General features: G+C 45.5%; 13 protein-coding genes. 7 read left to right on the top strand and 6 right to left on the bottom strand.

The features are described 5' to 3' along the window. Positions 1–10: 10 nt before the first annotated feature. Complete coding sequence (locus L0P89_RS13640; RefSeq protein WP_235265668.1) at positions 11–4,444, bottom strand: translocation/assembly module TamB domain-containing protein; 4,434 nt, start codon at positions 4,442–4,444, stop codon at positions 11–13. Positions 4,445–4,524: 80 nt separating this feature from the next. Between L0P89_RS13640 and tsaD the strand changes: the two genes are divergently transcribed. From tsaD to L0P89_RS13625, 3 genes are read left to right on the top strand one after another with little or no spacing between them, the layout of a single operon-like run. Continuing rightward, positions 4,525–5,550: a tRNA (adenosine(37)-N6)-threonylcarbamoyltransferase complex transferase subunit TsaD gene (gene tsaD / locus L0P89_RS13635; protein ID WP_235265667.1), complete on the top strand. Its 1,026-nt coding sequence runs from the start codon at positions 4,525–4,527 to the stop codon at positions 5,548–5,550. A gap of 27 nt (positions 5,551–5,577) precedes the next feature. After that, on the top strand, positions 5,578–5,910 hold the full coding sequence (locus L0P89_RS13630) for a TfoX/Sxy family protein (protein WP_235265666.1): 333 nt from the start codon (positions 5,578–5,580) through the stop codon (positions 5,908–5,910). A 3-nt stretch (positions 5,911–5,913) separates the two neighbouring features. Beyond that, positions 5,914–6,618 carry a 16S rRNA (uracil(1498)-N(3))-methyltransferase gene (locus tag L0P89_RS13625; RefSeq protein WP_235265665.1) on the top strand — a complete coding sequence of 235 codons (705 nt, stop codon included), beginning with the start codon at positions 5,914–5,916 and terminating at the stop codon, positions 6,616–6,618. Between the two features lie 10 nt (positions 6,619–6,628). Here L0P89_RS13625 and L0P89_RS13620 read toward each other — a convergent pair whose 3' ends face one another. Beyond that, positions 6,629–7,387 carry a thioredoxin family protein gene (locus L0P89_RS13620; protein WP_235265664.1) on the bottom strand — a complete coding sequence of 253 codons (759 nt, stop codon included), beginning with the start codon at positions 7,385–7,387 and terminating at the stop codon, positions 6,629–6,631. 35 nt (positions 7,388–7,422) lie between these two features. On the opposite strand from L0P89_RS13620, the gene L0P89_RS13615 reads away from it, so the two are divergent. The 3 genes from L0P89_RS13615 (at position 7,423) to L0P89_RS13605 (ending at position 10,389) form a co-directional block, all read left to right on the top strand. Next, positions 7,423–8,073, top strand: a complete 651-nt coding sequence (locus tag L0P89_RS13615) for a DUF4159 domain-containing protein (RefSeq protein WP_235265663.1) — start codon at positions 7,423–7,425, stop codon at positions 8,071–8,073. Further along, entirely contained in the window at positions 8,070–9,182 is a 1,113-nt protein-coding gene (locus L0P89_RS13610) for an AI-2E family transporter (protein WP_235265662.1), read from the top strand. Before L0P89_RS13615 ends, L0P89_RS13610 begins: the two co-directional genes overlap by 4 nt. Before the next feature lie 73 nt (positions 9,183–9,255). Then, a complete protein-coding gene (locus tag L0P89_RS13605) occupies positions 9,256–10,389 on the top strand; it encodes a THUMP-like domain-containing protein (RefSeq protein ID WP_313790930.1) in 1,134 nt (377 codons plus the stop codon). A gap of 140 nt (positions 10,390–10,529) precedes the next feature. Here L0P89_RS13605 and L0P89_RS13600 read toward each other — a convergent pair whose 3' ends face one another. Next, on the bottom strand, positions 10,530–11,255 hold the full coding sequence (locus L0P89_RS13600) for a M15 family metallopeptidase (protein ID WP_235265660.1): 726 nt from the start codon (positions 11,253–11,255) through the stop codon (positions 10,530–10,532). Continuing rightward, positions 11,248–12,060, bottom strand: coding sequence for a prolyl oligopeptidase family serine peptidase (locus L0P89_RS13595; RefSeq protein WP_235265659.1), 813 nt, complete (start codon positions 12,058–12,060; stop codon positions 11,248–11,250). Before L0P89_RS13595 ends, L0P89_RS13600 begins: the two co-directional genes overlap by 8 nt. A 321-nt stretch (positions 12,061–12,381) precedes the next feature. Between L0P89_RS13595 and L0P89_RS13590 the strand changes: the two genes are divergently transcribed. Further along, complete coding sequence (locus tag L0P89_RS13590; RefSeq protein ID WP_235265658.1) at positions 12,382–23,025, top strand: BspA family leucine-rich repeat surface protein; 10,644 nt, start codon at positions 12,382–12,384, stop codon at positions 23,023–23,025. A gap of 65 nt (positions 23,026–23,090) precedes the next feature. Here L0P89_RS13590 and L0P89_RS13585 read toward each other — a convergent pair whose 3' ends face one another. Further along, positions 23,091–23,801, bottom strand: a complete 711-nt coding sequence (locus L0P89_RS13585; RefSeq protein ID WP_235265657.1) for a YebC/PmpR family DNA-binding transcriptional regulator — start codon at positions 23,799–23,801, stop codon at positions 23,091–23,093. 56 nt (positions 23,802–23,857) lie between these two features. After that, entirely contained in the window at positions 23,858–24,148 is a 291-nt protein-coding gene (locus L0P89_RS13580; RefSeq protein ID WP_235265656.1) for a 4a-hydroxytetrahydrobiopterin dehydratase, read from the bottom strand. Between the last annotated feature and the right edge of the window lie 18 nt (positions 24,149–24,166).

The raw sequence follows: 24,166 nt of genomic DNA, 5'->3' as shown, positions 1-24,166 counted from the left end.
ATTTCATACCCTATTTCGGAGAATTGGTCTTTGTGTAAAAACGAATCAAGCTATCCTTTCCCATAACATTTGAAGGAATGCTTTCGGGTGGTTGACCTTCTTTGGCTTTCTCTTTTTTTTGAAAGACTTTTCGAAGAAGGTCCCTAAAACTATTGAAATCGACCTGATACGATAGACCTACGCCCTGGGTATAGCCTTGTCGTTCCGCGAAAAATTGTTGGACTTGGTTTTCACGGTTAAAAATCTTGGCGCTCAACGTTCCCTCTTCGTTCAATATTACCTGCACTTCCACATCGCCGGCCACAACAGTCTCTGAAACGCCCCCTACCGGTACCCCGACCCTACCATTTACAAGAATACGATCGGAAATCTGGGTAGAAACCGTCACACCGATCCTATCTTCTGCCCGAAAATCAGTTTCTGTGTCCAATAGCCCCTGTTCATAGGAAAGTCCAAAATTAAACTTGTCATTGTTACCCCCAAGAATCTGATTGAGCAGTCCGGAAGCAGTTTGAATAAGGTTACCTGTTACCGCCTGTTGATTGAGCCCTGTCTGTTCGTTTACGAAAGTACCCTGGGCCAATAGGAAAAAGGCATTGCGCTCCTCGACAGTGGGGTCTTGCAGACGGTATTCCAATTGTGAAAGCACTACCGAACTGGTACCAGGAAATTCAATATCAAAGTCAATACTAGGGCTTTCAAGCTCTCCTCTCAATCGTACCACTACCTCTGTGGGAATACGGCCCCTGTAACCCGTATTGTCCAACAATGGCCCTGGGTTGGCACTGAGGGCATATACCGCTTCCATATCTAACAGCGCCGCCAAAGGGTCACGCTCCCACAAAATGGTGCCACCAGGCCTAACATTGAACGTTTTATCGATCACCCCTCCATATTTGAAATTGTATTCTCCCGTAACGACAACAAAATCGCCATACATATTGAACTTGCCGTTGGTATTGATCTCGATCAAGAGAATACCTTCGCCCGTACCCCTCAATGAGCTGCCCGTACTGCGATCGACAACAATCTCGACCTCGGCATCTGGAGTGACCACCAAATCAAAGGCCATTTCCAAGCCCTGGTATTCGTCAAGTACCCTTTCGGCCTCAATGGTCTTTTCTGCATTCTTGTCGATAAAATTAATGAAGGAATAATCGCCGACACTGGTCACATCACTCAAAGGTATTTTTAGTGAGGTGCCGCTTGCCGTGGTCGCGTCCATCGTAATGTTAAGGGCATTGGTCGGACCATAAATACTCCCCGTACCGCTTATAAAACCTGTGCCATAGTAAAGTGCCTCTTCATCGAAATCGGTGTTCAGCACCAAAAAGCGACCATTGTTGGTATCCAAATCCAAGTCCAATTGCCAATCATCGAACCCTTCATGGCTTATAGTACCGTCTAAACTTGCTTTCGTGCCCTCGACCACATCGGTCAAGCCGATATTTTCAAAATAAAAGGTTTGGTCGAACAACCTAACCTTTGAGAGTGGTGAAAAATCATAATCGACATTCAAGTACGGTATGCCAAGCCCTGCATCGTTTAAAGTAAGCTCGCCATCAATTTTAGGATTCGAAGCATCGCCCGTAATCGCAGCACTGCCGTTGACGAGTCCCCTGATATTCGAAATCACATCTTCACCCAATGGACTAAAGGGCAGTAGGTCAAAATTATTGAATGTGGCGTTCAGGTCAAGTAAGACCTTTTTGTTCTTGTTGAAAACGTTACCATTTAAACTCAACTTCTCTTTGCCTTTGTCAGACAACCATGTGTTGACCCCAAATTCGGTAAGGTCATTGTTTCCAAAAATGCCTATCTCCAAATCACCCAAGGGGATATCGTTGACACTGAAATTACCGATAGACATGTTCGTCGTCGGAAGGTACTTGCTATCTTTTTGCAGAATATTCAAAGATCCGTTTACCTCGCCGTCAAGCCGAAGGCTATCGATCGCCGGGGATATCTTGCGCAACGACACGATCTTGAATTGCAGCTCTAGGTCTTTATACGTCGAATCGGCCAGCTCGCCCCTTAACCGAATCTGCTCCCTATTGTCATTGTTCATGACCACCTCTTCTATTCTGATGCTATCAAAGGTTTTGTTGAAGATCACCTTGTTCTTGTCATTGCTCTCTTTGTTCAACACCCAGGTGTTGTCTTTGAAGCTCACCTCAGAACGTTTTAGACCGACCACAGACTTATTTTTTTCATTGAACGTATGGTAAAAATTTAGTCTATAGCTATCATTATATTCGCTACCTCCCTTAAATTCAGTTCTAAAGAAAAGGGTGTCTTTCAAGGTGGTATTGATCAAATTGAAATCTTTGACATCGTAATAGACCGTTGACATTTCATCAACCGAGAGAAAGGTATTGAAAAGAGGGTTTTTGTTATCGATCTTAAGCTCAATATCTTTGAGCTCATTCTGAAAGGCTTCGATATTGGGTGATTTGAAAGTCAGTTTGAAATCACCCTCATCTGCAATTATATTTCCCCTGATGTACGTGTCAGGGCCAAATTTCACCTCAGGGAAAAATACATCGACGATCTTGTTGTAAATCTTCAAGTTGAATGAAACTTTTTGCCCACTCGAAACTTCATGTGGCCTATAGTTGGTATAAATACTGCCTATGGAATTCTGCAATAACTTATCCATTTCGCGCACTTTGAAATTTCCCTTTACATACCCTGTAATGATATCGGGTGAAATGATCTGGATATTTCTAATGGAATCTCCCTCAAAGGTCGAAGACACTGCAAAATCCTCAAAAAAGTAGGTGTCATTCTTATTTTGATAGGTAGTATTTGAAAAACGGATATCCCCGCTGACATTATCAAGGTCGTTCCCGGTAATGTCCATATTGACATTTCCCTTGAAAATAGAGATGCTATCATCAATGAAGTTCAAGGCCCTAAGATCCAAATAATCTACATCTGCAATGAAATTGAATCCGGTACGCTCTTCACTGAAGTCTGCCAGACCTTTGAAATCGAATCTGAAATTATCATCGTTGACCAGCAAAGACCCATCAAACAATTGATCTTTCAGTACCCCCGAAACATTTATGTTATTGTACTCATAACCGTTAAATTCAAGGGAATAGATTTCACCGATGGCCTCTGTATTTAGATATTCGGCAATAAAGCCCTTGCCCTCAACATTGACATCAAGGGTGGTCTTGCCAAAATTTGGATCATCGATGAATTCACCCAAATCAAAATCCATTAGTGATATAAACCCTAGATATGAAGCATTATCAATATTGTTGATATTGGTCATTTGTAGATTGGTGTAGGTGCTTCCTATGGCCGTGTGCAGGTTGATCTGCGCATCGACCGAGGTTTCGCTGATCTCTGCTTCACCCCTTACGGTGAACTGTCCGAACTTTTGAAAAGACGAGGGAATGCTCTTTCCTATGATATTGGGCAAAAGGCTACGCAATTCATAATAGCTCGACGTAACATCTTCCATAGTGGCATCCATCACAAAAGGTGCCTGTTTATTGAACATGTTACGAAATTTGAAATCACCACGAATGCCCGTATTATCTGATTGTAGAATCAATCCCTCTACGTTCAAATCATTTAAAAACCCTGAAAATCGAGTAGAAAAAGTGGCCGTTTTATCGCTGCCAAACTCATCGAAATATTTATTGATCTCTTTGAATGCCACTGCCGATTCCGTGAAATTACCCTCAATGCTGACCTTATCGAGAAAATCTTTAAAGTCTTCGCGATTGTAATTGAACACCAAGTCGCCCTGAAGAGAAGATTCTGGGGTTTTGATCAATAGCGAATCAAACCGCATCTGTTGTTTGGTATATTTGAATTCGGTCTCAAGATGATCTACTGCAATATCGCGTTTGCTCAAAAATGATAGCTTCTCAATACCGGTGGCAACATCTGGCCCCAAGATCTGAAAATCACGGGCCAGCACCTGTAGTCGCTTGAAGTGCAATTGTTCTACCGGTTCAGTATTCTCATCGCTCAACTTAAACCTGCTATCGGCTATGTTCACTTCAGATGAAGAAAGATAAAAAGGCGGAGTGCCGGGGGCGCGGGGTTTACCATCATCTAATTTATCAACAAAAACATCAAGGTTTGTAAAACCTTTTCCTTCATAGGTCTTAAGGTTGAGATAAAGACCATTGATGTCAACATCGCCAAACTCCATTTTATTGTTGGCCATATTGCGTAAATTCAATATCGAGGTCGAGAGTTTTTCAATGTAAATAAGCGTGTCTTTATTATAGTCTTCAACATAGATGCCCTTAAGACCGGCATTTAATGAAAGTAGCGAAAGCTGTACCCTATCAATGTTGATATTTGTACCGAAATCGGTGTTGATCCTATCGGTAATATTCTTTGCCAGTCTGGTCTGTACTATCGGTAGTGATAATATCAATGATCCCAATACTGCGATTAGCAGAATGACCAGCACTGTTCTGACAAGTATTTTACGCAGCTTTTTGATAGCGCATTGTTTTATCTTTGTACGATCAATTTCTGTTCCAAATACAGATGACCGTTGAAAAAAAATATATTCTGGCCATTGAATCGTCTTGTGATGACACTTCAGCCGCTGTTTTGTGCAATAACAAAGTGCTCAGCAATGTGGTAGCCGCACAAGAAATACATGAGCAGTATGGTGGGGTGGTACCTGAATTGGCATCGAGGGCACACCAACAACATATTGTTCCCGTAGTGCATCAAGCACTAGCCAAGGCAAATATCGACAAAAAACGGCTTTCGGCCATAGCTTTCACCCGTGGACCAGGCCTTATGGGGTCGCTTTTGGTAGGTACTTCTTTTGCTAAATCTTTGGCGCTGGGTCTTGACGTTCCCTTAATCGGGGTCAATCATATGCAGGCACATATTCTGGCCCATTTTATAGATGATGTCGATCGTGAAAAGCCGAACTTTCCTTTTTTGGCAATGACCATTAGTGGTGGCCATACGCAAATTGTATTGGTGAAGAATTATTTCGACATGGAAATTTTAGGCGAAACCCTTGATGATGCTGTCGGTGAAGCCTTTGATAAAAGTGCCAAACTATTGGGGTTGCCCTATCCTGGAGGGCCCTTGATCGACAAGCATGCCCAGCAAGGCAATGCAAAGGCGTTTGAATTTCCAAAACCAAAGGTCGACGGACTTAATTTCAGTTTCAGTGGCTTAAAGACGAGTATCCTTTATTTCATACAACGAGAAACACGAAAGCATCCCGATTTTGTAAAGAAAAATCTTCATGATATCTGCGCTTCCATACAATATACCATTTTAGAGATCTTGATGGAAAAGCTCATGGCCGCCTCAGCACAAACGGGCATCAAAGAAGTTGCCATCGGTGGAGGGGTCGCCGCCAATTCGGGCATACGTGAACGGCTTATAGGTGCCGAGCGCACCCTGGGATGGAAGACCCATGTTCCAAAATTTGAATACTGTACCGATAATGCCGCCATGATTGGCATTGTCGGATATTTAAAATACCTTGAGGGAGATTTCAGTGACCAGGACATTGCCGCCAAAGCACGGTATACGATACAGTAAGGCCTTAGGTTACAAAAAACAACAGCTATGGCATACAGCGAAGAACTGGCAATTCGTATCAGCGCAGCCTTAAAAAGCTTCCCCGAAAAATTTGAAGAAAAGAAAATGTTCGGTGGTATTGCCTATCTCTACAAGGGAAAAATGACAGTGGGCATCGTCAAAGATGATCTGATGGTGCGCATTGTAAATGATAAGATGGATGAAGAGCTCAAAAAAGAGCACGTACGCCCCATGGATTTCACCAAACGTCCCTTGAAAGAATTTGTATACGTATCCCCAGAGGGTTTCAAAAATGAGGAAGCACTGCACTATTGGATCGAACTTGGGCTTGAACATGCAAAGGGCAAATTGAACGATTGAAGCATGCAACTTTTCTACGATCCAAGTCTCGACAACAGTTCAAAGCAATTCGATTTCTCACCCGAGGAGAGCAGGCACATCATCAAGGTTTTGCGCAAAAGGGAGGGCGACATTGTCAAGATTACCAATGGCAAGGGCTATCTTTTTGAGGCCAAAATCGTGCAGGCCGACCAAAAAAAATGCAGGGCGCAGCTAGTTTTCGAAGAAAAGACCGTTCAACGCCTACATACCTTGCATATGGTAGTCGCCCCCACCAAAATGAACGACCGGTACGAATGGTTTTTGGAAAAAGCCACCGAAATCGGGGTGAACGAGATCACACCCGTGCTATGCGAGCACTCTGAGCGAAAGATTATCAAGCCCGAACGATTGCAGAAAGTATTGCAATCGGCCATGAAACAATCGTTGCAGACCTATCTGCCAAAACTGAATCCCTTGACAGACTTCAAGACCTTTATGGCACAAAACCAGAACGGTCTCAAATTTATCGCCCATTGTGCCGAAGGAGAAAAAATGGAGTTAAAACGTAGAGTGTCGGCCGACAAAGATGTCACCATTCTCATCGGTCCCGAAGGTGATTTTTCAAGTGCGGAAATCAATTTGGCACAAAAAAATGGCTATGTGCCCATATCATTGGGTCGTAACCGCTTGAGAACCGAAACCGCGGCCATCGTGGCCTGCACCACCGTAGCCATGGTAAACGCCTAAACCCTAGCGCTTATAAAGGTTTTTTGGCCGCAGCAACAATATCCATGGCCTCATTTTCAAGTAGTAGCATCAACGTACAAGGCTCGTTTTTGAACACTGTAGCTGGAATATCAATATATCCTGAACTTGAATCTATCGGAAGATATTTTTCAGCTACCACGATGTTTGCGTTTGTAAGTTTTCTGTGCCTGTTCTCGCCTCGATTGACTTGGGTGGTACGCTCGTTCAGTACCAAAACTGCCCTAAGTTGTTGAGCATGCACACCGCCCTCCACAGAAAAATCAAAATGCACTTTGCCCCCAACTTTCTCAACCGCTTCCAAATCTACTCGATCGGTAGTTTTCAGTTTTTTATACTGAGTGATCTTATTGTTCATTTTTTGGGCATTTGAGCCCACAAAATGTTCTCTGCCATTGATGACCAATTGGGGTGTATAATTGCTTCGATTTCGAAACTTTCGATTGTAGGCCGTCTGCTTTTTGGTATAGGCCGATTTGCTGAAAGGGTCTTCCCAACCGATATAGTTCCAATAGTCAACATGGTACGATAGGGCAAAAACCTCTTTCGGGTATTGTTTTTTAACCCTTTGCAATAGTGCATCGGCCGGTGGGCAGCTCGAGCAACCTTGTGAGGTAAAAAGTTCGAGAACGACCACCCCATGGTTTTCAACGTTTTTCTCGCCTGCACTCTTGATTTTTTCTTCGGAGTAAGAAGTTGTTATGGTGAACGCCACGGCCGCAACAGCCAGAATTATGATTTTTTTAGACATGAATACTGTACATTTATGCTCTTAATCGAACTTCGATGCAAAAACTTACCCATTGGTTTGGTTTTTTAACCTTTTTTGTGACGGCAACCTGCTTCTCACAACAGATCGGGGTACTAAAGTATGGTGGAGGAGGCGATTGGTACTCCAATCCCACGGCGCTACCCAACCTGGTTATGTTTTGCAATACAAACATCGACACAGACATTGACCCAAAAATAGAACCGGTCGAGGTCGGGAGCGTCAATATCTTTCAATTTCCGTTTTTGCACATGACAGGCCACGGCAATGTCTTTTTCTCGAACGAAGAAGCTGAAAACTTGCGCACCTACCTACTTTCTGGAGGGTTCTTGCACGTTGATGACAATTACGGCATGGAACCCTATTTTAGAAGGGAGATCAAAAAGGTTTTCCCAGATAAGGAATTGGAAGAACTGGGTTTGGACCATCCTATTTTTGATCAGACTTTTCAATTTCCGGACGGATTGCCCAAGATACACGAACATGACGGTAAGCGTCCCCAAGCGCTGGGCATTTTTCATGAAGGCCGCCTGTTGCTTTTGTTTACATTCGAAAGTGATCTAGGGGACGGTTGGGAAGACCCTTCCGTTCACAACGACCCTGAAGAGGTTCGTACCAAGGCCCTACAAATGGGCGCCAATATCATCGAATATGCTTTTTCATCATGAACGACAAGCCAACCTCGAACACCATCGCGAACGGAATTTTAAAAGCTGTGGCCCTTCTGGCGGCGGTTTATCTGGCCCTCTTGTTCTTCTATAAGATCAGGTCGGTACTGGCCTATCTGGCCATTGCGGCAGTGGTGGCCCTTTTGGGCCGACCTATCGTGATTTTTCTGAGGCGCAAGCTCAAATTTCCGAACACCTTGGCGGTCATAGCTACCATGCTTTTTATCTTGGGAATCTTCGTGGGCATCTTTGCCCTATTTGTGCCCCTTATCAATGAACAGGGCAGAAATCTTTCGTTGTTGGACATTGAGGCCCTAAAGGCCGATGTGAACACGCTATACCTTCAAATCATGGACTATTTCGGTGCCGATGCCGCCAACGTCAATGAAATGATCGAAGATTCTGACTTGGGAAAAAACATACTCGAGGGCCTCGATTTGAAATTTATCCCCGATTTTTTGAATTCGTTCGTAAACGTGCTCAGCACCTTGAGCATTGGCCTTTTTTCAGTTCTCTTCATCTCTTTCTTCTTTTTAAAAGACAGTAAATTGATGCAGAACGGGCTACTGACATTTGTGCCCGACAATCGCGAGAGCAACTTAGTCAAGTCAATCGATAAAATAAACGGACTGCTTTCCCGCTATTTTGCTGGAATTCTGTTGCAGTTGTTCATTCTTTTTGTCATCTACACCATCACTTTATTGATCGTCGGTATTGAAAATGCCATTGTCATTGCCTTTTTGTGTGCCCTTTTCAACATCATTCCGTATATCGGTCCCATTATAGGGGGCGTCATTATGATCACCCTCACCATGACCAGTAATCTGGGGATGGATTTCAGCTCGGTCATCTTGCCAAAAGCGGGCTATGTGCTGATCGGTCTGGTCATCGGACAGTTGGTCGATAATTTCTTTTCACAGCCCTTCATTTTTTCGAACAGCGTACGTTCACATCCGTTGGAAATCTTTTTGGTCATTATCATCGCCGGACTGCTTTTTGGTATCGTCGGAATGATCGTCGCCGTACCCGGATATACGGCCATAAAGGTCATCTTAAAAGAGTTTTTGGCCGAAAACAGCTTCGTGAAAAAGTTTACCAAAAATTTATAGTATCAGTTTGAATAAAAGCATTTTAAAAACTGGTGTACAACATTTTATAGAAAAAAAATGGAATACTGACATCGTGTCAGTTTTGCTAAAAAAACCTCTTTTTGATGGTATTTCCCAAAAAGAGTTGGCACAGCAACTTGAAGGCAAGAAAAAGAGTAAAGACAAGCTGCCCACTTGGTTCAAAACAGCAGGGATATATTACCCGAAAAAACTACATCTTGAGCAAACATCATCAGAAGCCACAGCTGCCTACAAAGCGGGTTTGATTGGTGCAAAAACACTGGTCGATATCACGGGAGGCTTTGGTGTTGATAGTTACTTTTTTGCAAAGCAGGTGACCTCGATCACACATTGCGAAATCAACACGGAACTTGCAGAAATCGTTGCACATAATTTTGAGGTTTTGGGGGTGGAAAATATTTCTTTCCACAATCAAGATGGAATTGAATTTTTAAAAGGACTTGAAGACAAGGTCGAGTGGGTCTTTGCAGATCCATCCCGAAGAGATGACAAAAATGGCCGTGTGTTTATTTTGAAAGATTGTGTACCCGATGTTGTGGGACATCTCGAAACAATTTTTGGGAAGACCGAAAATGTGATGCTAAAGACTTCACCTCTACTCGATATTTCACAGGGTATCAAAGAACTGTCATTTGTTGCAGAAGTTCATGTGGTGGCGGTAAAAAACGAGGTTAAGGAATTGCTTTGGATACTAAGGAAAGGCCAGACCGACGAACCGAGAATCACGACTGTGAACCTCGTTGGCCATGCTATAGGGCATTTTTCTTTTTTGCCTTCGGAAGAAAAAAGCGCCACGATCGATTTTGCGCTACCGAACAACTATCTATACGAGCCGAATGCGGCTATTTTAAAGGCAGGAGCGTTCAAAAATGTCGGGATTCGTTTCAATCTTAAAAAGCTACATGAACACTCACATCTTTACACTTCAGATGTTTTGATCGATTTCCCCGGAAGGCGTTTCGCGGTAGAATCGGTCATTCCCTATGGAAAAAAGTCTATTCGCCAATTAGGCTTGGGCAAAGCGAATATTACGGTTCGTAATTTTCCTGAAAGTGTAGCCACCATCCGCAAAAAACACAACATCAGGGAAGGCGGTGACACCTATCTCTTCTTCACCACTGATTTAGAGGGCAAATTGATTGTGATCAAATGTCTGAAAGAAAACCCGAAAAGCTCCTTTCTCTAGACAGGGAAAGGTGGGCGCCGAGCGAAGCGTCGGTGGTCGGAAAGGGTGGAAAAAGCAGTACCGCAGGCGATGGCCTGGCTAAAAATACAATCCCTTCCGTATTCCCCGCCCCAGCGCGGAATCCACTAGGGCGTGCAAGTTTAAGGCAGGGGGCAATCCCATTTAAAATTGGCCACTTTGTCATTTGAGCCGGCAGATAGGTTATAGTGCCACCATTCGGTTCTAATGGACCAAAACCCGTGCTTTTCCATTGTCTCCTTTAACAATTTGCGATTGGCCAATACTTCTTCGGGCAAGTCGGTATAATCGTGATGGGCCTTATGTCCAAAAAAATCAAAATCGGTACCCATATCAAGCTCGTTTCCATCAATATCGACCAAAGTGATATCGACCGCTCCACCTTTGTTGTGGATAGAACCTTTCACCGGGTTCGCCACATACTGCGGGTTAGGCACCAACTCCCACATCTTGTACTGTACAGAATTGGGGCGGTAACAGTCAAAAAACTTAATTTTATAGCCTTCTTCCAAAAACTTCCTGTTCACAGTGATAAGTGCTTTTGCCGTTTTGACACGGACATAGCACTCGGCACAATCATACACTTTGGCCTTTAAAAAGTTGTTTTCGGTAGCATAGCGCATATCATAGGCAAAATCATTGCTGAAATCGGCCAGCCGTACAAAGGTGGTATCGGCCAGTCCTTCAAAAGATTGCAAAGAAGGTGTTGGTTTTGATACTGTCGTATCCATCATTTTTATGGAAACCGTGTCTTTTACAGTTGTCTCTATCTCTGTCTGTTTCTGCTGTTTGCAACCGATTATCAGGGCACATAGAAGAAATACTGCCCCCATTCTTAAATCAATCATCTCTTGTTTGTTGGTTCAACCATTCGTAGAGCGCCTCGGTAGTGTAGGCTTTGGCCCATGAGTTATGGCCTACCCCCTCATAGCGGGTATACTGTACATCATGACCCATTTCTTCAAGTTTTTTGACCATATGGTCTGACTCTGATACCGGAATCACAGGGTCTTGATCACCATGAAATACCCAAATCGGCATGTCTTTGTCAAGCCAATGGGCATAGGGCATTGGTGCCATGCCACAGACCACGGCCAGGGCCGCAAATTTTTCAGGATATTGTACGGCCATGTCCCAAACGGCACTGCCCCCACGGCTGAGTCCGGTTAGATAAATCCTTTTTTTGTCCACACGATATTCCGCCACCACAGAATCGAGCAATTGGTTGACCGCATGAATGTTCCAAAATCTTTTTTCATGTGGGTTTTGTGGTGCCAGCACCAAAAAGGGAAACTGTTTGCCCTCGACCAATAGCTTGGGCGGACCGTTCTTTTTGATCTCTTCGAGATCAGCACCCGACTCCCCTCCCCCATGCAGAAAGAGCAGCAGTCCGAATTCCTTTTCGGTTTCTGCTTCGTAGTCTTTAGGAAAATAGAGGTAATACCGCAGGTTCTCAGTGACGGAGGTTTGAAGAGAATCCTCAATTAGTTGCCCATGGGTAGCGCAACCTGATAGCAAAACAATGTTCAAAAGAACAGCACTATTCTTTAGAAATATCTTGAAATATTCCATTGGATAAAAATAAGGCTTTGAGAAAACTATTCGCACGGGCAACAAGCCCATTTGTACAAAAAACCCAAATCTTTGGCCCATTTAAACGTTTTTTTTTGACTTTTTGTCGAAAGTGTTAAAAAAGGCTGGTCTGTATTGGGTGGCAATTCAATATATTAAGGCCATATTTCTAGCACTAGCCGCATAGAAAGTTCTAAAATACCCATTAGTGGGTATTGTCTTCTAGAATTTCTCCCCCTATGTTTAGTGTCAAAGTTGCCCCACATCACCTGACTTTCGGCCTCTGTTATTGTTCCTTGTAGTATTGGGGGTATATTTCTTTTCATCGGTTAATGTTGTTACGAAAAGAGAACGCCTCTCCTTTGCTCAATTTTTAAATGTTAAACCAACAAACTGACCCTTATGAAAAGAGTTTTACTATTCTTTGTTTTCTTTCTCACAACCATTTTTTGCTTTAAGGCCTTTGGGCAAGATCCCTTTATCACTACTTGGCAGACCACCACGGCCAATGAAAGTATTACGATCCCTACTTTTTCGGGAGAGACCTATGACTACACCATAGACTGGGGCGATGGCACCGTGGAAACCAACCAAACGGGCGATGCCGCACATACCTACGCCAACCCCGGAACACATACCATTTCAATCAGTGGCACTTTTCCGAGAATTTACTTCAACAATGCCGGGGACAAGGATAAAATAGTGACGGTAGCGCAGTGGGGAGACATTGGCTGGACTTCCATGCAAAATGCTTTTATGGGCTGCACAAATCTCGACGTGGTGGCCACGGATATACCAGACCTATCGAATGTCACAGATATGTCAAATATGCTTTTCAGTTGCAGAAACTTACAAGGCAATACCTCATTTTCAAGTTGGGATGTCTCAAATGTGGTCAATATGAACGGGTTGTTTGTATCGACCACCATGTTCAATCAAGACATCAACAATTGGGATGTCAGTTCAGTGACCGATATGGGCAATATGTTCTTAGCTTCAAACTTCAATCGAGATATTGGTGATTGGCAAGTGAGCAACGTGACCAATATGGCCGAAATGTTCAAAGATGATGAATTTTTTGATCAAAGTCTGGCGAATTGGAACGTTACTTCCGTCACTAGTATGGTTGAGATGTTTTTAGACGCTGGTCTATCCACCGCCAATTACGATGCTACCTTGATCGGTTGGGCCGCAATTCCCGTTCTACAGTCCAATGTGGTCTTCGATATGGCCAATAGCACGTATTGTGATGGGGCGGCAGCACGACAGACCATAATTGACAATTTCGGATGGACAATCAACGATTCAGGATTAGATACAAATTGCAGTACAGTTGATTTCTCCAATGCCTTTATCACCACTTGGGAGGTACCGCCAACTTTGGCCATTTTTATACCAACAGACAATAATCTAACCTATGACTATAGTATTGATTGGGGTGATGGAACGGTTGAAACTGGTCTAACAGGTAATGCCAATCATTCATATGCAACACAGGGCAGATACACAGTTTCTATTGTCGGAACATTTCCCAAGTTTCATGTCAACACGACAACTTTTAACCCTAATCGATTTAATATCAGGACTATAGAACAATGGGGGAATATTGAATGGGTTTCGTTTGAAAGATCTTTTATTGGGTGTGAATTATTAGATGTTACTGCCACCGATACTCCCGATCTTTCTCAAGTGACAAACCTTGGAGCCATGTTTCAATTATGCCGATCATTGGTAGGCACCCCTGCGTTCAATAATTGGGATGTCAGTACTATTACTTCTACGTATCGAATGTTTAGCGACGCAGTACTTTTTAACCAAGACATTTCTAACTGGAATGTAGCGAATGTTACAAGTATGGACGAAATGTTTGCAAGGGCAGAAGCTTTCGATCAGCCTATTGGCAGTTGGACAACATCTGCTTTAAGATCTATGCGAAGTATGTTTCAAGGGGCCACGTCTTTTGATCAGAACGTCGATTCTTGGGATGTGGACCAAGTTGGAAATATGGAATTGGTATTTTCAGGCGCAGGGTCTTTCAACCAACCATTGAACAATTGGGATGTTTCTCAAGTCACCAGAATGCAAAACATGTTTAGTGGGGCAACAAATTTTAACCAACCTTTGGGCGACTGGAATGTAAGCCTGGTTCAGAACATGTCCAGAATGTTCCAGAATGCCACCTCTTTTGATCAAAATCTAGATGCTTGGGATATCGGTAACTTGACTCCCGAATTCCAATTGGACCCTTTTGGAAATCCAGACGGACCAGATATCGCCTCAGCTTCCGATATGTTTCAAAATGCTGGTCTCTCGTTTGAAAATTACGATGCCCTTCTTTTGGGCTGGAGTACTTTAGATACCGCCAATGGCGAGGTACAGATACCCAACAATATTACCCTTGGGGCGGGCAATAGCCAATATTGTGTTGGTGAATCGGCACGGCAAGACCTTATCGACAACTTTGGGTGGACCATCACCGATGGCGGCAAGAACTGCCCAGAGACCGAAGCGGTTCTGGAACCGGACGGTATGCTCACCATCAACGACACCAACGGTGGTGATAGCGACGATGGCTTCACTATTTCAGTGAGCGGGGGCAATCTTGTACTGGGCAGTACCTCATCCATATCTATTTCAGGCGATGGTGTGGTACAAGTCGATGCGAATACCGTTCAGATACCACTGGCCAATATCACCAACGGTCTTACGCTAGACGGTGGCGGCGGGGCCAACACCCTGATGCTCGATACCTCATTGCAATTGTTGGGGCCAGATAATGGATTGACCCTAAGCAACATAGACGTACAATTGACAGGTAGCGACGATTTTCAGTTAAATGAACTGAATGTCAATAACGGCATCTTTGACACCAATAATCTTACGACCCTCATCACAGAAACTGCCAATTTCACAAACGGTTCAACCTTAGTAGGCATAGGGTCAATTATAGGCACGGTCAATATTGATGGCACTTCAACGGTGGCACCCGGCACCAGCCCGGGTATCATGAACACGGGCGATTTGATACTCGAAAATGGCAGCACCTTTGATGCCGAAGTTAACGGCCCCACGCCCGGTACCGAACACGACCAGATTGTCGTTACTGGCACCGTAACCCTAAACTCGCCAACTCTTAACTTAATTGGAGGCTATGCCAATGCCCCGACCGATGAGATCATCTTAATCGATAACGACGGCACCGATGCCGTAACGGGCACTTTTACTGGACTCGCCGAAGGCGCGTCAGTAGCCTTTGGGGGTTTTAATGGTACTATAAGCTATACCGGCGGAGATGGCAATGACGTTAGTTTAATAGGTCTTCAAGTACTTGTTCCCGGGGCTTTTGTGACCACATGGAAAACCGACAATCCAGGGGTGTCGGCCAGTAACCAGATCACCATACCCATCGATCCGACATTCACCTATAATTATACCGTTGACTGGGGAGATGGTTCTAGCGATGCTTCCGTTGCTGGAAGTATTACCCACACCTATGCATCAGCAGGAACCTATGATGTTTCGATCACAGGAAATTTTCCAGCAATAAGGTTCGCCAATTTTGTAAATCCACCAGTGTCCGATTCAGAAAAGTTATTATTGGTTAAGCAATGGGGAACTATTGCTTGGCAATCTTTTGGCGCGGCCTTTGAAGGTTGTTCCAATTTAGATATTATGGCCACTGATGTTCCAGATTTATCTGGGGTTACCCAAGCATTTAACATGTTCAGGGGATGCTCAAATTTGATGGGCAATAGCTCTTTTGGAAATTGGGACGTTAGCAGCATAACAAATATGGGGGGTATGTTTGGTAGAACAACGAATTTTAATCAGCCTATTGGTAATTGGAACGTAGGTTCAGTGACCGATATGAGGTTTATGTTCTTCAGGGCCACAAATTTTGACCAACCCCTTGACAACTGGGACGTAAGTGCCGTTGCGGATATGGACAGTATGTTCGCCTTGGCAACAAGTTTTGACCAACCCCTTGGCAACTGGGATATTTCAAGTTTAGTTACTGCCCAACAGATGTTCGATGGTTTGTCAACAGCGAATTATGACATACTTTTAAATGGGTGGTCAACTTTGGATACTGCTTCTGGAGAAACTCAGATTCCGAGCAATATTATTTTTGGCGCAGGCAACAGTCAGTCTTCTGGAGCTGGTCAAACGGCACGTCAAAACTTAATCGATAATTTTAATTGGACGATAACCGACGGGCAAGATGTTGTACTTACACAAGCGACTTTAAACCCACTTAACGGTGCAAACCTTGTACCTGTTGATCAGACTTTTACAGCGGTATTCAATGAACTGGTCCAATTTTCAAGTACTCCTGAATCTATTTTTATTTTTGATCTATCATTTGAATTTGGCTTCGGAACCGTTCAAGAGCTTACCTTGGCCAATGGCGATTTTTCATTGACCGATGACGGTAGTGTCTCTACACTGACAATAAACCCCCCAGAAGACCTACCTGCAAACAAATTGCTGAGCATCAGTATTCCGCCGGGGCTAATTGAAGACCTGGCCGGTAATGCATGGGAAGGAACACAAGGTGTTGGTGACGGTTTTCCTTGGCATTTTACCACAAACCTTGGTGATACCCCCTGTACTTCTGGTGACGTGGATTTAGAGATTATTTTCGATCAATTTGCAGCAGAAACCTCTTGGGAACTTAAAGATCAAAATGGAACCATTGTCGATTCAGCGACCTACACAGCCACTGAATCCAATACCACGATAAATGACACATTTACGGGTCTCGCTAATGGTACCTATACCTTTACCATGTTCGATACTTTTGGAGACGGTATTTGTTGCACTGCGGGCAATGGCTCGTTTGTGGTCTCTAAAAACGGTATTGAAATCTTTAGGGGAGGAAGATTTATTGCTGAACAGTCCTTCCAATTTTGTATAGATGCCTCAATTGATGCTGAAGTACCCGTGATTAACTGCCCAGATGATATCGTGCAAGATGCCGGAATGTCTTGTTCGGCAGTAGTGCCGATTGTGAATCCTATGGCAACAGATAATGCCTCTACCAACTTTACTTTTGAAGGTATACGTAACGATGAGCTGCCATTGACTGACCCCTTCTTTGTGGGTGCGACCACCATTCTATGGACCGCCGAGGACGAAGCCGGAAATATTTCGGAATCTTGTGAGCAAGTGATTACGGTAACCGGAAGCGGAGACTGTTGGTTTGATATAGGCCCGAACATTGTGGGTAGTCCAGGTGATCAATTGGGGGCGGGTGTAAGCATAAATGCTACCGGTGATAGGGTGGCTTATGTGAACCCGAACATAAACGGTTTAGGAAATTTAGGCGAAGTTACCATATTGGAAAGAAATGGCACTACTTGGAGCCCACTGGGAGGCACTGTGCCCGGTGGCGCATTAGGCCGTGGTTTCAGTGGTACCGACTTGAACGATGTGGGCAACCGATTGGCAGTAAGTCAACTCAATGGTAATGTAAAGGTCTTTGAGCTAATCAATAACAATTGGGCACAACTGGGTGCTGAAATTGCCGCAGTTGGTGATACTTTTATACAAAAGGTCGATTTTGATGCCAGTGGCGATCGATTGGCTATCGGATATGCAGGTGGTGGTACGAACAGACAAGGGCAAACCGCTGTATTCGAATTTAAGAATGGTCAATGGGCACAATTGGGGTCTACACTTTCTGGCACGGGAGACGGCGATACCTTTGGTCGAGATGTCTCTCTAAATACTAATGGTACACGATTGGCAGTTGGAGCCTACCAAGTAGAAACCTCTGGTTTTGGAAGGCCAAGAGAAGATGGATATGTACAGGTTTTTGAATTGATCAACGGCGATTGGGAGCTTTTGGGCAATACCATAGTAAGCAATGAAGATGCCGATGACGACTTTTTCGGAGTAAGTGTGCACTTAAATGATATTGGTGACCGTCTTGTTGTCGGTGCCAATGCAGGAGATTATGCCAAGGTATTTCAATTCGATAATGGCAATTGGGTGCAATTGGGGCAAACCATTTTTGCAGTAAACGAAATAGATCAACCGGGCTATCAGGTAGATATGAATGGTGCTGGCGATATCATTTTAATCGGCGATTTTTATCAACCAGCTAGAATTTTTCAATTCAATGGGGCACAATGGCAATTATTGGGGCAGCCCATTTATGCCGAAGCAGGTCAAGACTGTGCCATCAACAAAGCAGGGAATATTGTAGTATTGGGAAATCCCAATACTAGTGGAGACGTATTGGACGAAGGCAAGGTGGTCATTTACGAATATGCGGGCAATCTTGATTCAGAAGCCCCAATCATCACCTGCCCCGACGATATCGTAGAGGTCATTGCATCGGGCATTTCGGCCACCGTTACGCTGGTCGACCCCACGGCCACCGATAACGTATCGAGCACCTTTACCTTTGAGGGTAACCGTTCAGACACACTGCCCTTGACAGACCCCTACCCCCTCGGCGACACCACCATCAGCTGGACAGCCACTGACGAGGCGGGCAACATATCTGATTCTTGCGACCAATTGATTACCGTGGGCGTCGCCGAAACCGAGATCATGTTGAATGCCGATGGCTCATTGGATATTATGGACACCAACGGCGGTGACTCTGACGATGCATTTGCATTGAGCATCAACGATGGCAACCTTCGAATCAGCAATACGGTGAACTTCATCGCCATCAGCGGCACAGGGGTGGTACAAATCGATGCGAACACTGTCGAGATACCCCTTGCCAGCATAACCAATGGCCTCACCATCGACGGGGCGGGCGGTGCCAATACCATCAGCCTCTTGACCCCCTTGCAACTATTGGGGGCCAACAATGGACTGACCTTAAACAATTTAGATGCCCAAGTTATTGGCAGCGGCGACCTCGAATTGAATACGCTGAACGTGAGCAATGGTATCTTTGACACCAACGACTTGACCACAGTGGTCACTGATTCGGCAAACTTCACCAACGGCTCTACCCTGATTGGCATTGGTTCAATTACGGGAACGGTCAATATCGATGGCACCTCGACCGTAGCCCCTGGGGTGAGTCCTGGCATTTTGATTGTAGGTGACTTTACTTTAGAGAGTGGCGGTATCTTCGATGCCGAGGTCAATGGCCCTACCCCGGGAACCGAGCACGACCAGATTGTCGTTACCGGTACGGTAACCTTGAACACACCAACCTTGAACCTTATCGGGGGTTACGCCAACGCCCCGACCGATGAGATTATCTTGATCGAGAATGACGGCACTGATGCCGTAGCGGGTACTTTTGTAGGGCTCGCAGAGGGTGCGGCTATCTCGTTTGGTGCTTTTTCAGGCATTATTTCGTATGTCGGTGGCGATGGCAATGATGTCTCGTTGTTGGGCACACCCGTTCAACGCCCGTTTATCACCACTTGGCAGACCACCACCGCCAATGAAACTATAACCATACCCACGCTCGGTGCTGGCTATAACTATACAGTGGATTGGGGAGATGCATCGCAACCCACCGATGAAACAGGTGATGCCACCCATACCTATATCAATCCCGGAACATATACGGTTTCGATTTCGGGTGATTTTCCTAGAATCATTTTCAATAATGCAGGCGATAAGGAAAAAATACTGTTCATTAATCAATGGGGAGATATTCAATGGACCTCTATGTCAAGAGCTTTTAGCGGTTGTCAAAACCTTGACGTGGTCGCATCAGACGCACCAAATATGGAAAGTGTCACGAGCCTTGATTATATGTTCAATAGTTGCCGATCCTTATTGGGAAATGCTTCTTTTAACACATGGAATGTTAGCAATGTGACCGATTTCTCGGGAGTCTTTTTTCAAGCAAGCTCTTTTAACCAAGATATCAGCGCTTGGGATGTAGGTAAAGCGATAAATATGACAAGATTCTTCAGCGGCGCTCAGTCATTTAATCAAAATATTGGCACCTGGGATGTATCAAGTGTTACAGACATGAGCGCTATGTTCAGCCTTGCCTCCAACTTTGATCAGCCAATCGGTAGTTGGGATGTCGGCAACGTTGATAATATGGCACAAGTGTTCTCTAGCGCTACTTCGTTTAACCAAGATATAAGTAGTTGGAATACTTCAAAAGTGCAGAACATGCTTGGAATGTTTTCAGAGGCCACAGCTTTTAACCAAAATATTAACACTTGGGATGTATCAAGTGTTACAGACATGGGTGCTATGTTCAGTAGGGCTTCCAACTTTAATCAGCCAATCGGTAATTGGGATGTCAGCAATGTTGGCAATATGGCACAAATGTTTGCTAACGCCACTTCGTTTAACCAAGACATCGGAGATTGGATTGTTAGTGAAGTCACCAGTATGGCTACCATGTTTATAGCAGCGTCCGCCTTCAATCAAGATATTTCAAATTGGGATATTGAAAATGTTACCAATATAAGTAGCATGTTTGCAAATGCCACTGAATTTAATCAAGATATTGGCCAATGGAACGTAGAAAATGTAACCGACATGCGCTTGTTGTTTAACAATGCAATTTCATTTAATAATAACCTTGAAGCTTGGAATGTTGGAAAAGTGGAAAATATGACTTGGATTTTCGACGGTTCAGGTCTTTCAAACGAAAACTACGACAAAACCCTAATTGGTTGGAGCCAATTGCCATTGTTGCAAAATGGGGTACAGTTAGATGCGCCACAGAACCAGTACTGTTTGGCCGCTGATGCCCGCCAACAAATCATCGATACCTATGGGTGGACCATCAACGATGCAGGTTTAAACTGTGCTGCATTGACAGTGACGGGTTTCAACCTGATCGATGCCGACAACGATGTGGTACTGCGGACCTTGATGGACGGTGACGTGATCGATGTGGGCGGCTTATTGACCATGAACCTGAATATACAAGCCGTGGCCACCGCTGACACCGAGAGCGTGTTGTTAGAGCTCACAGGGCCGCAGAACAAGACCATGACCGAGAACATCGATCCCTATGCACTCTTCGGTGACATCTCGGGTGACTATTCACCGAACGTATTCCCGCTTGGGCCCTACGACCTGACGGCCACCCCCTACTCGGCCGACAATCTGGGCGGCACCATGGGCACGGGGCTGACGATAGGCTTTGAGTTTGTCGATGGGAATCCTGCCTGTACAAGTTTTGACACCTTTGTGGCGAACCAGTCAGACCCTACCACCTGTGGGGCGGCTGATGGTAGCATTGAAATCGGTGTCTCCGATTCAGCAGCTCCCGTAACCTTTGCATGGGCCCATGACGGAGGGCTTGACTCCAATATTGCGACCAACCTTATGGCCGGGACCTATACCGTGACCGTAACCGATGCCAATGGCTGTACCGAAACCTTGACGGTCACCCTTGAAGATCCTGCTGCACCCACAGTCACCTTGGCACCTTTTGCCGATGCGCTCGACACCGACCCCGCCTTTACCTTAACGGGCGGTTCACCGGCGGGGGGCGATTATGGCGGTCCCGGCGTGAGCGGCGGCATGTTCGACCCAAGCGCTGTGGGAGCGGGAACCTATGAGATCACCTATTCCTATACCGATGGCAATGGATGTACCGGCATGGCCGCACAGTTCATCACGGTCATCGACACCAGTGTGCTCTCCATCATCTCGTTCAACCTGATCGATGCCGACAACGATGTTGTGCTACGGCCCTTGATTGACGGTGACGTGATCGATGTGAGCGGCTTTTTGACCATGAACCTGAACATACAGGCCGTGGCCACCGCTGACACCGAGAGCGTGCTGTTAGAGCTCACTGGTGACCAAATCGGCACGAGAACGGAAAACGTCGCACCCTATGCCTTGTTCGGTGACAGTGGGGGAGATTATTTCGGCATAGTATTCCCATTGGGTATGTTCGAGATTACGGCAACACCATATAGTGGCAATAGCCTCACAGGTGAAATGGGCACACCCTTGGTCATAAGCTTTGAATTTGTCGATAACCCGATCTGTGCAAGTTTCGATGCCTTCGTGGCGAACCAGTCAGATCCAACCACCTGCGGGGGCAGTGATGGCAGCATTTCCATGGCCGAAGTGGGCGGCGCCCCACCGATAAGCTATGAGTTGCTGGAAGGGAGCGTGGTTCAGTCAACGGGCACCTTCTCAGGTCTTTCCGCAGGCAATTACACCATTACGGTCACCGACACGAACGGCTGTACCGAGACCTTAACGGTCACCCTCGAAGATCCGAATGCGCCCTCGGTCACCCTGGCACCCTTTGCCGATGTGCTTGATACCGACCCGGCCCTCACCTTGACGGGCGGTTCGCCGACGGGAGGCAATTATAGCGGACCTGGCGTGAGCGGTGGTATGTTCGACCCAAGTACTGTTGGCGCAGGCACCTACGATATCACATATTCATATATCAATCCGACAACAAATTGTGAGAGCAGCGCCACACAGCCCATCACGGTCACCGATACCAGTGTGCTGTCGGTCACAGGCTTTGTGCTGGTCGATGCCGAGAATGACGTTGACATCGGCCCGATCGCAAATGGGGCGGTCTTCTTCAGCCTGCCCCCCAGTCTGAACATCAGGGCAGAGGCAACGGGGGATGTGGAGAGCGTACTGATGCAGATCACGGGCGGCCTAACCAATACCCGAACTGAGAACGTCGCTCCCTATGCACTCTTCGGCGACAGCGGCGGCGACTATTTTGACCAAGCCTTTGGCACGGGCGCCTTCACCGTGACCGCGACCCCCTACAGCGCCGACAATCTGGGCGGCACCACGGGCACCGGCCTGACGGTCAGCTTCAACATCGTCGTACCACCGGCAGCTCCCAGACCGAACGTGTTGAGCCTGCACCCGAACCCGGCCAATGTACAAGTGACGGCTAGCTTCGAGGCCCCGGTCGAAATTCAGAAGATCATGGTCTTCGATATGCAGGGGCGATTGGTCAAGACCTATGCCATGGATCCCAACACACAGGGGGCCGAATATGGGCTCGACGTGAGCGACATGCCCCCGGGCGTGTACTTCGTAAGAACACAGAACGAAAAGGGCCACTACTTCCAGAAACAGATGGTGGTCAAACACTGACAAGAGCACGGCAATATTAAAAAAGCGGCCCGATCGGGCCGCTTTTTTTGTCGTCATGCAGGTTCTTATTCTTTCATCGTATGATAGACGTTCTGTACATCATCATCTTCCTCTATCTTTTCAAGAAGCTTTTCAATGTCTTCTACCTGTTCGGAAATAAGCTCTTTGGTGACCTGTGGGATACGTTCAAAGCCTGAGGACAAAATCTCCATTCCCCGCGATTCTAATTCTTTTTGAATGGCCCCAAAACATTCGAAAGGGGCATAGATCAAGATACCGTCATCATCGAGAAAAACCTCTTCCGCCCCAAAATCAATCATGTCAAGTTCCAATTCTTCAGGGTCGACCCCTTCACCATTTATCCTGAAATTGCACGTATGGTCAAACATGAACTCTACCGAACCTGAAGTACCCAAGCTCCCTCCACACTTATTGAAATAACTGCGTATGTTGGCCACGGTTCTGGTGTTGTTGTCCGTCGCCGTTTCAATCAGAATGGCAATGCCATGTGGACCATATCCTTCGAACAGCACTTCTTTGTAATCACCCTGACTTTTATCAGAGGCGCGTTTGATGGCCCTTTCTATATTGTCTTTAGGCATGTTGACGGCCTTGGCATTCTGTATGACCGCACGCAGTTTGGCATTGGCATCAGGGTCGGGGCCCCCTTCTTTTACCGCCATAACGATGTCTTTTCCGATTCGGGTAAAGGCCTTTGACATAGCAGCCCATCGTTTTAATTTTCGTGCTTTTCTGAACTCAAATGCTCTTCCCATTTTTAGAGTTGCCTATAAAATGTTAGTGAATGTATTGAAAACAAGTTGTGCTGAAATCAGTTATTGCCAGATATGAGCGATTCTATGGTTTTGGCCAGTTCAATATCTTTTCTAGTAATACCTCCCACATCATGGGTGTTCAGACGAATGGTCAAAGTGTTGTACACATTCTCCCAGTCGGGGTGATGATTCATCGCCTCACATTCAAATGCGATACGGGTCATTACTGAAAAGGCTTCCTTAAAATCGGTGAATCGGTATGTTTTGGTAATGGCACCATCTTTTTGGCTCCACCCACCGAGATTGGCCAATTGCTCATCTACCTGCTGTTCGCTTAATTTTTCCATGGTGCCCTAAAAATACAA

This window comes from Muricauda sp. SCSIO 65647 (genome assembly GCF_021534965.1).
Taxonomy (GTDB): Bacteria; Bacteroidota; Bacteroidia; order Flavobacteriales; family Flavobacteriaceae; genus Flagellimonas_A.
Note: the sequence above shows the minus strand (reverse complement) of the source record. Positions and strands in the feature narration are given on the sequence as shown.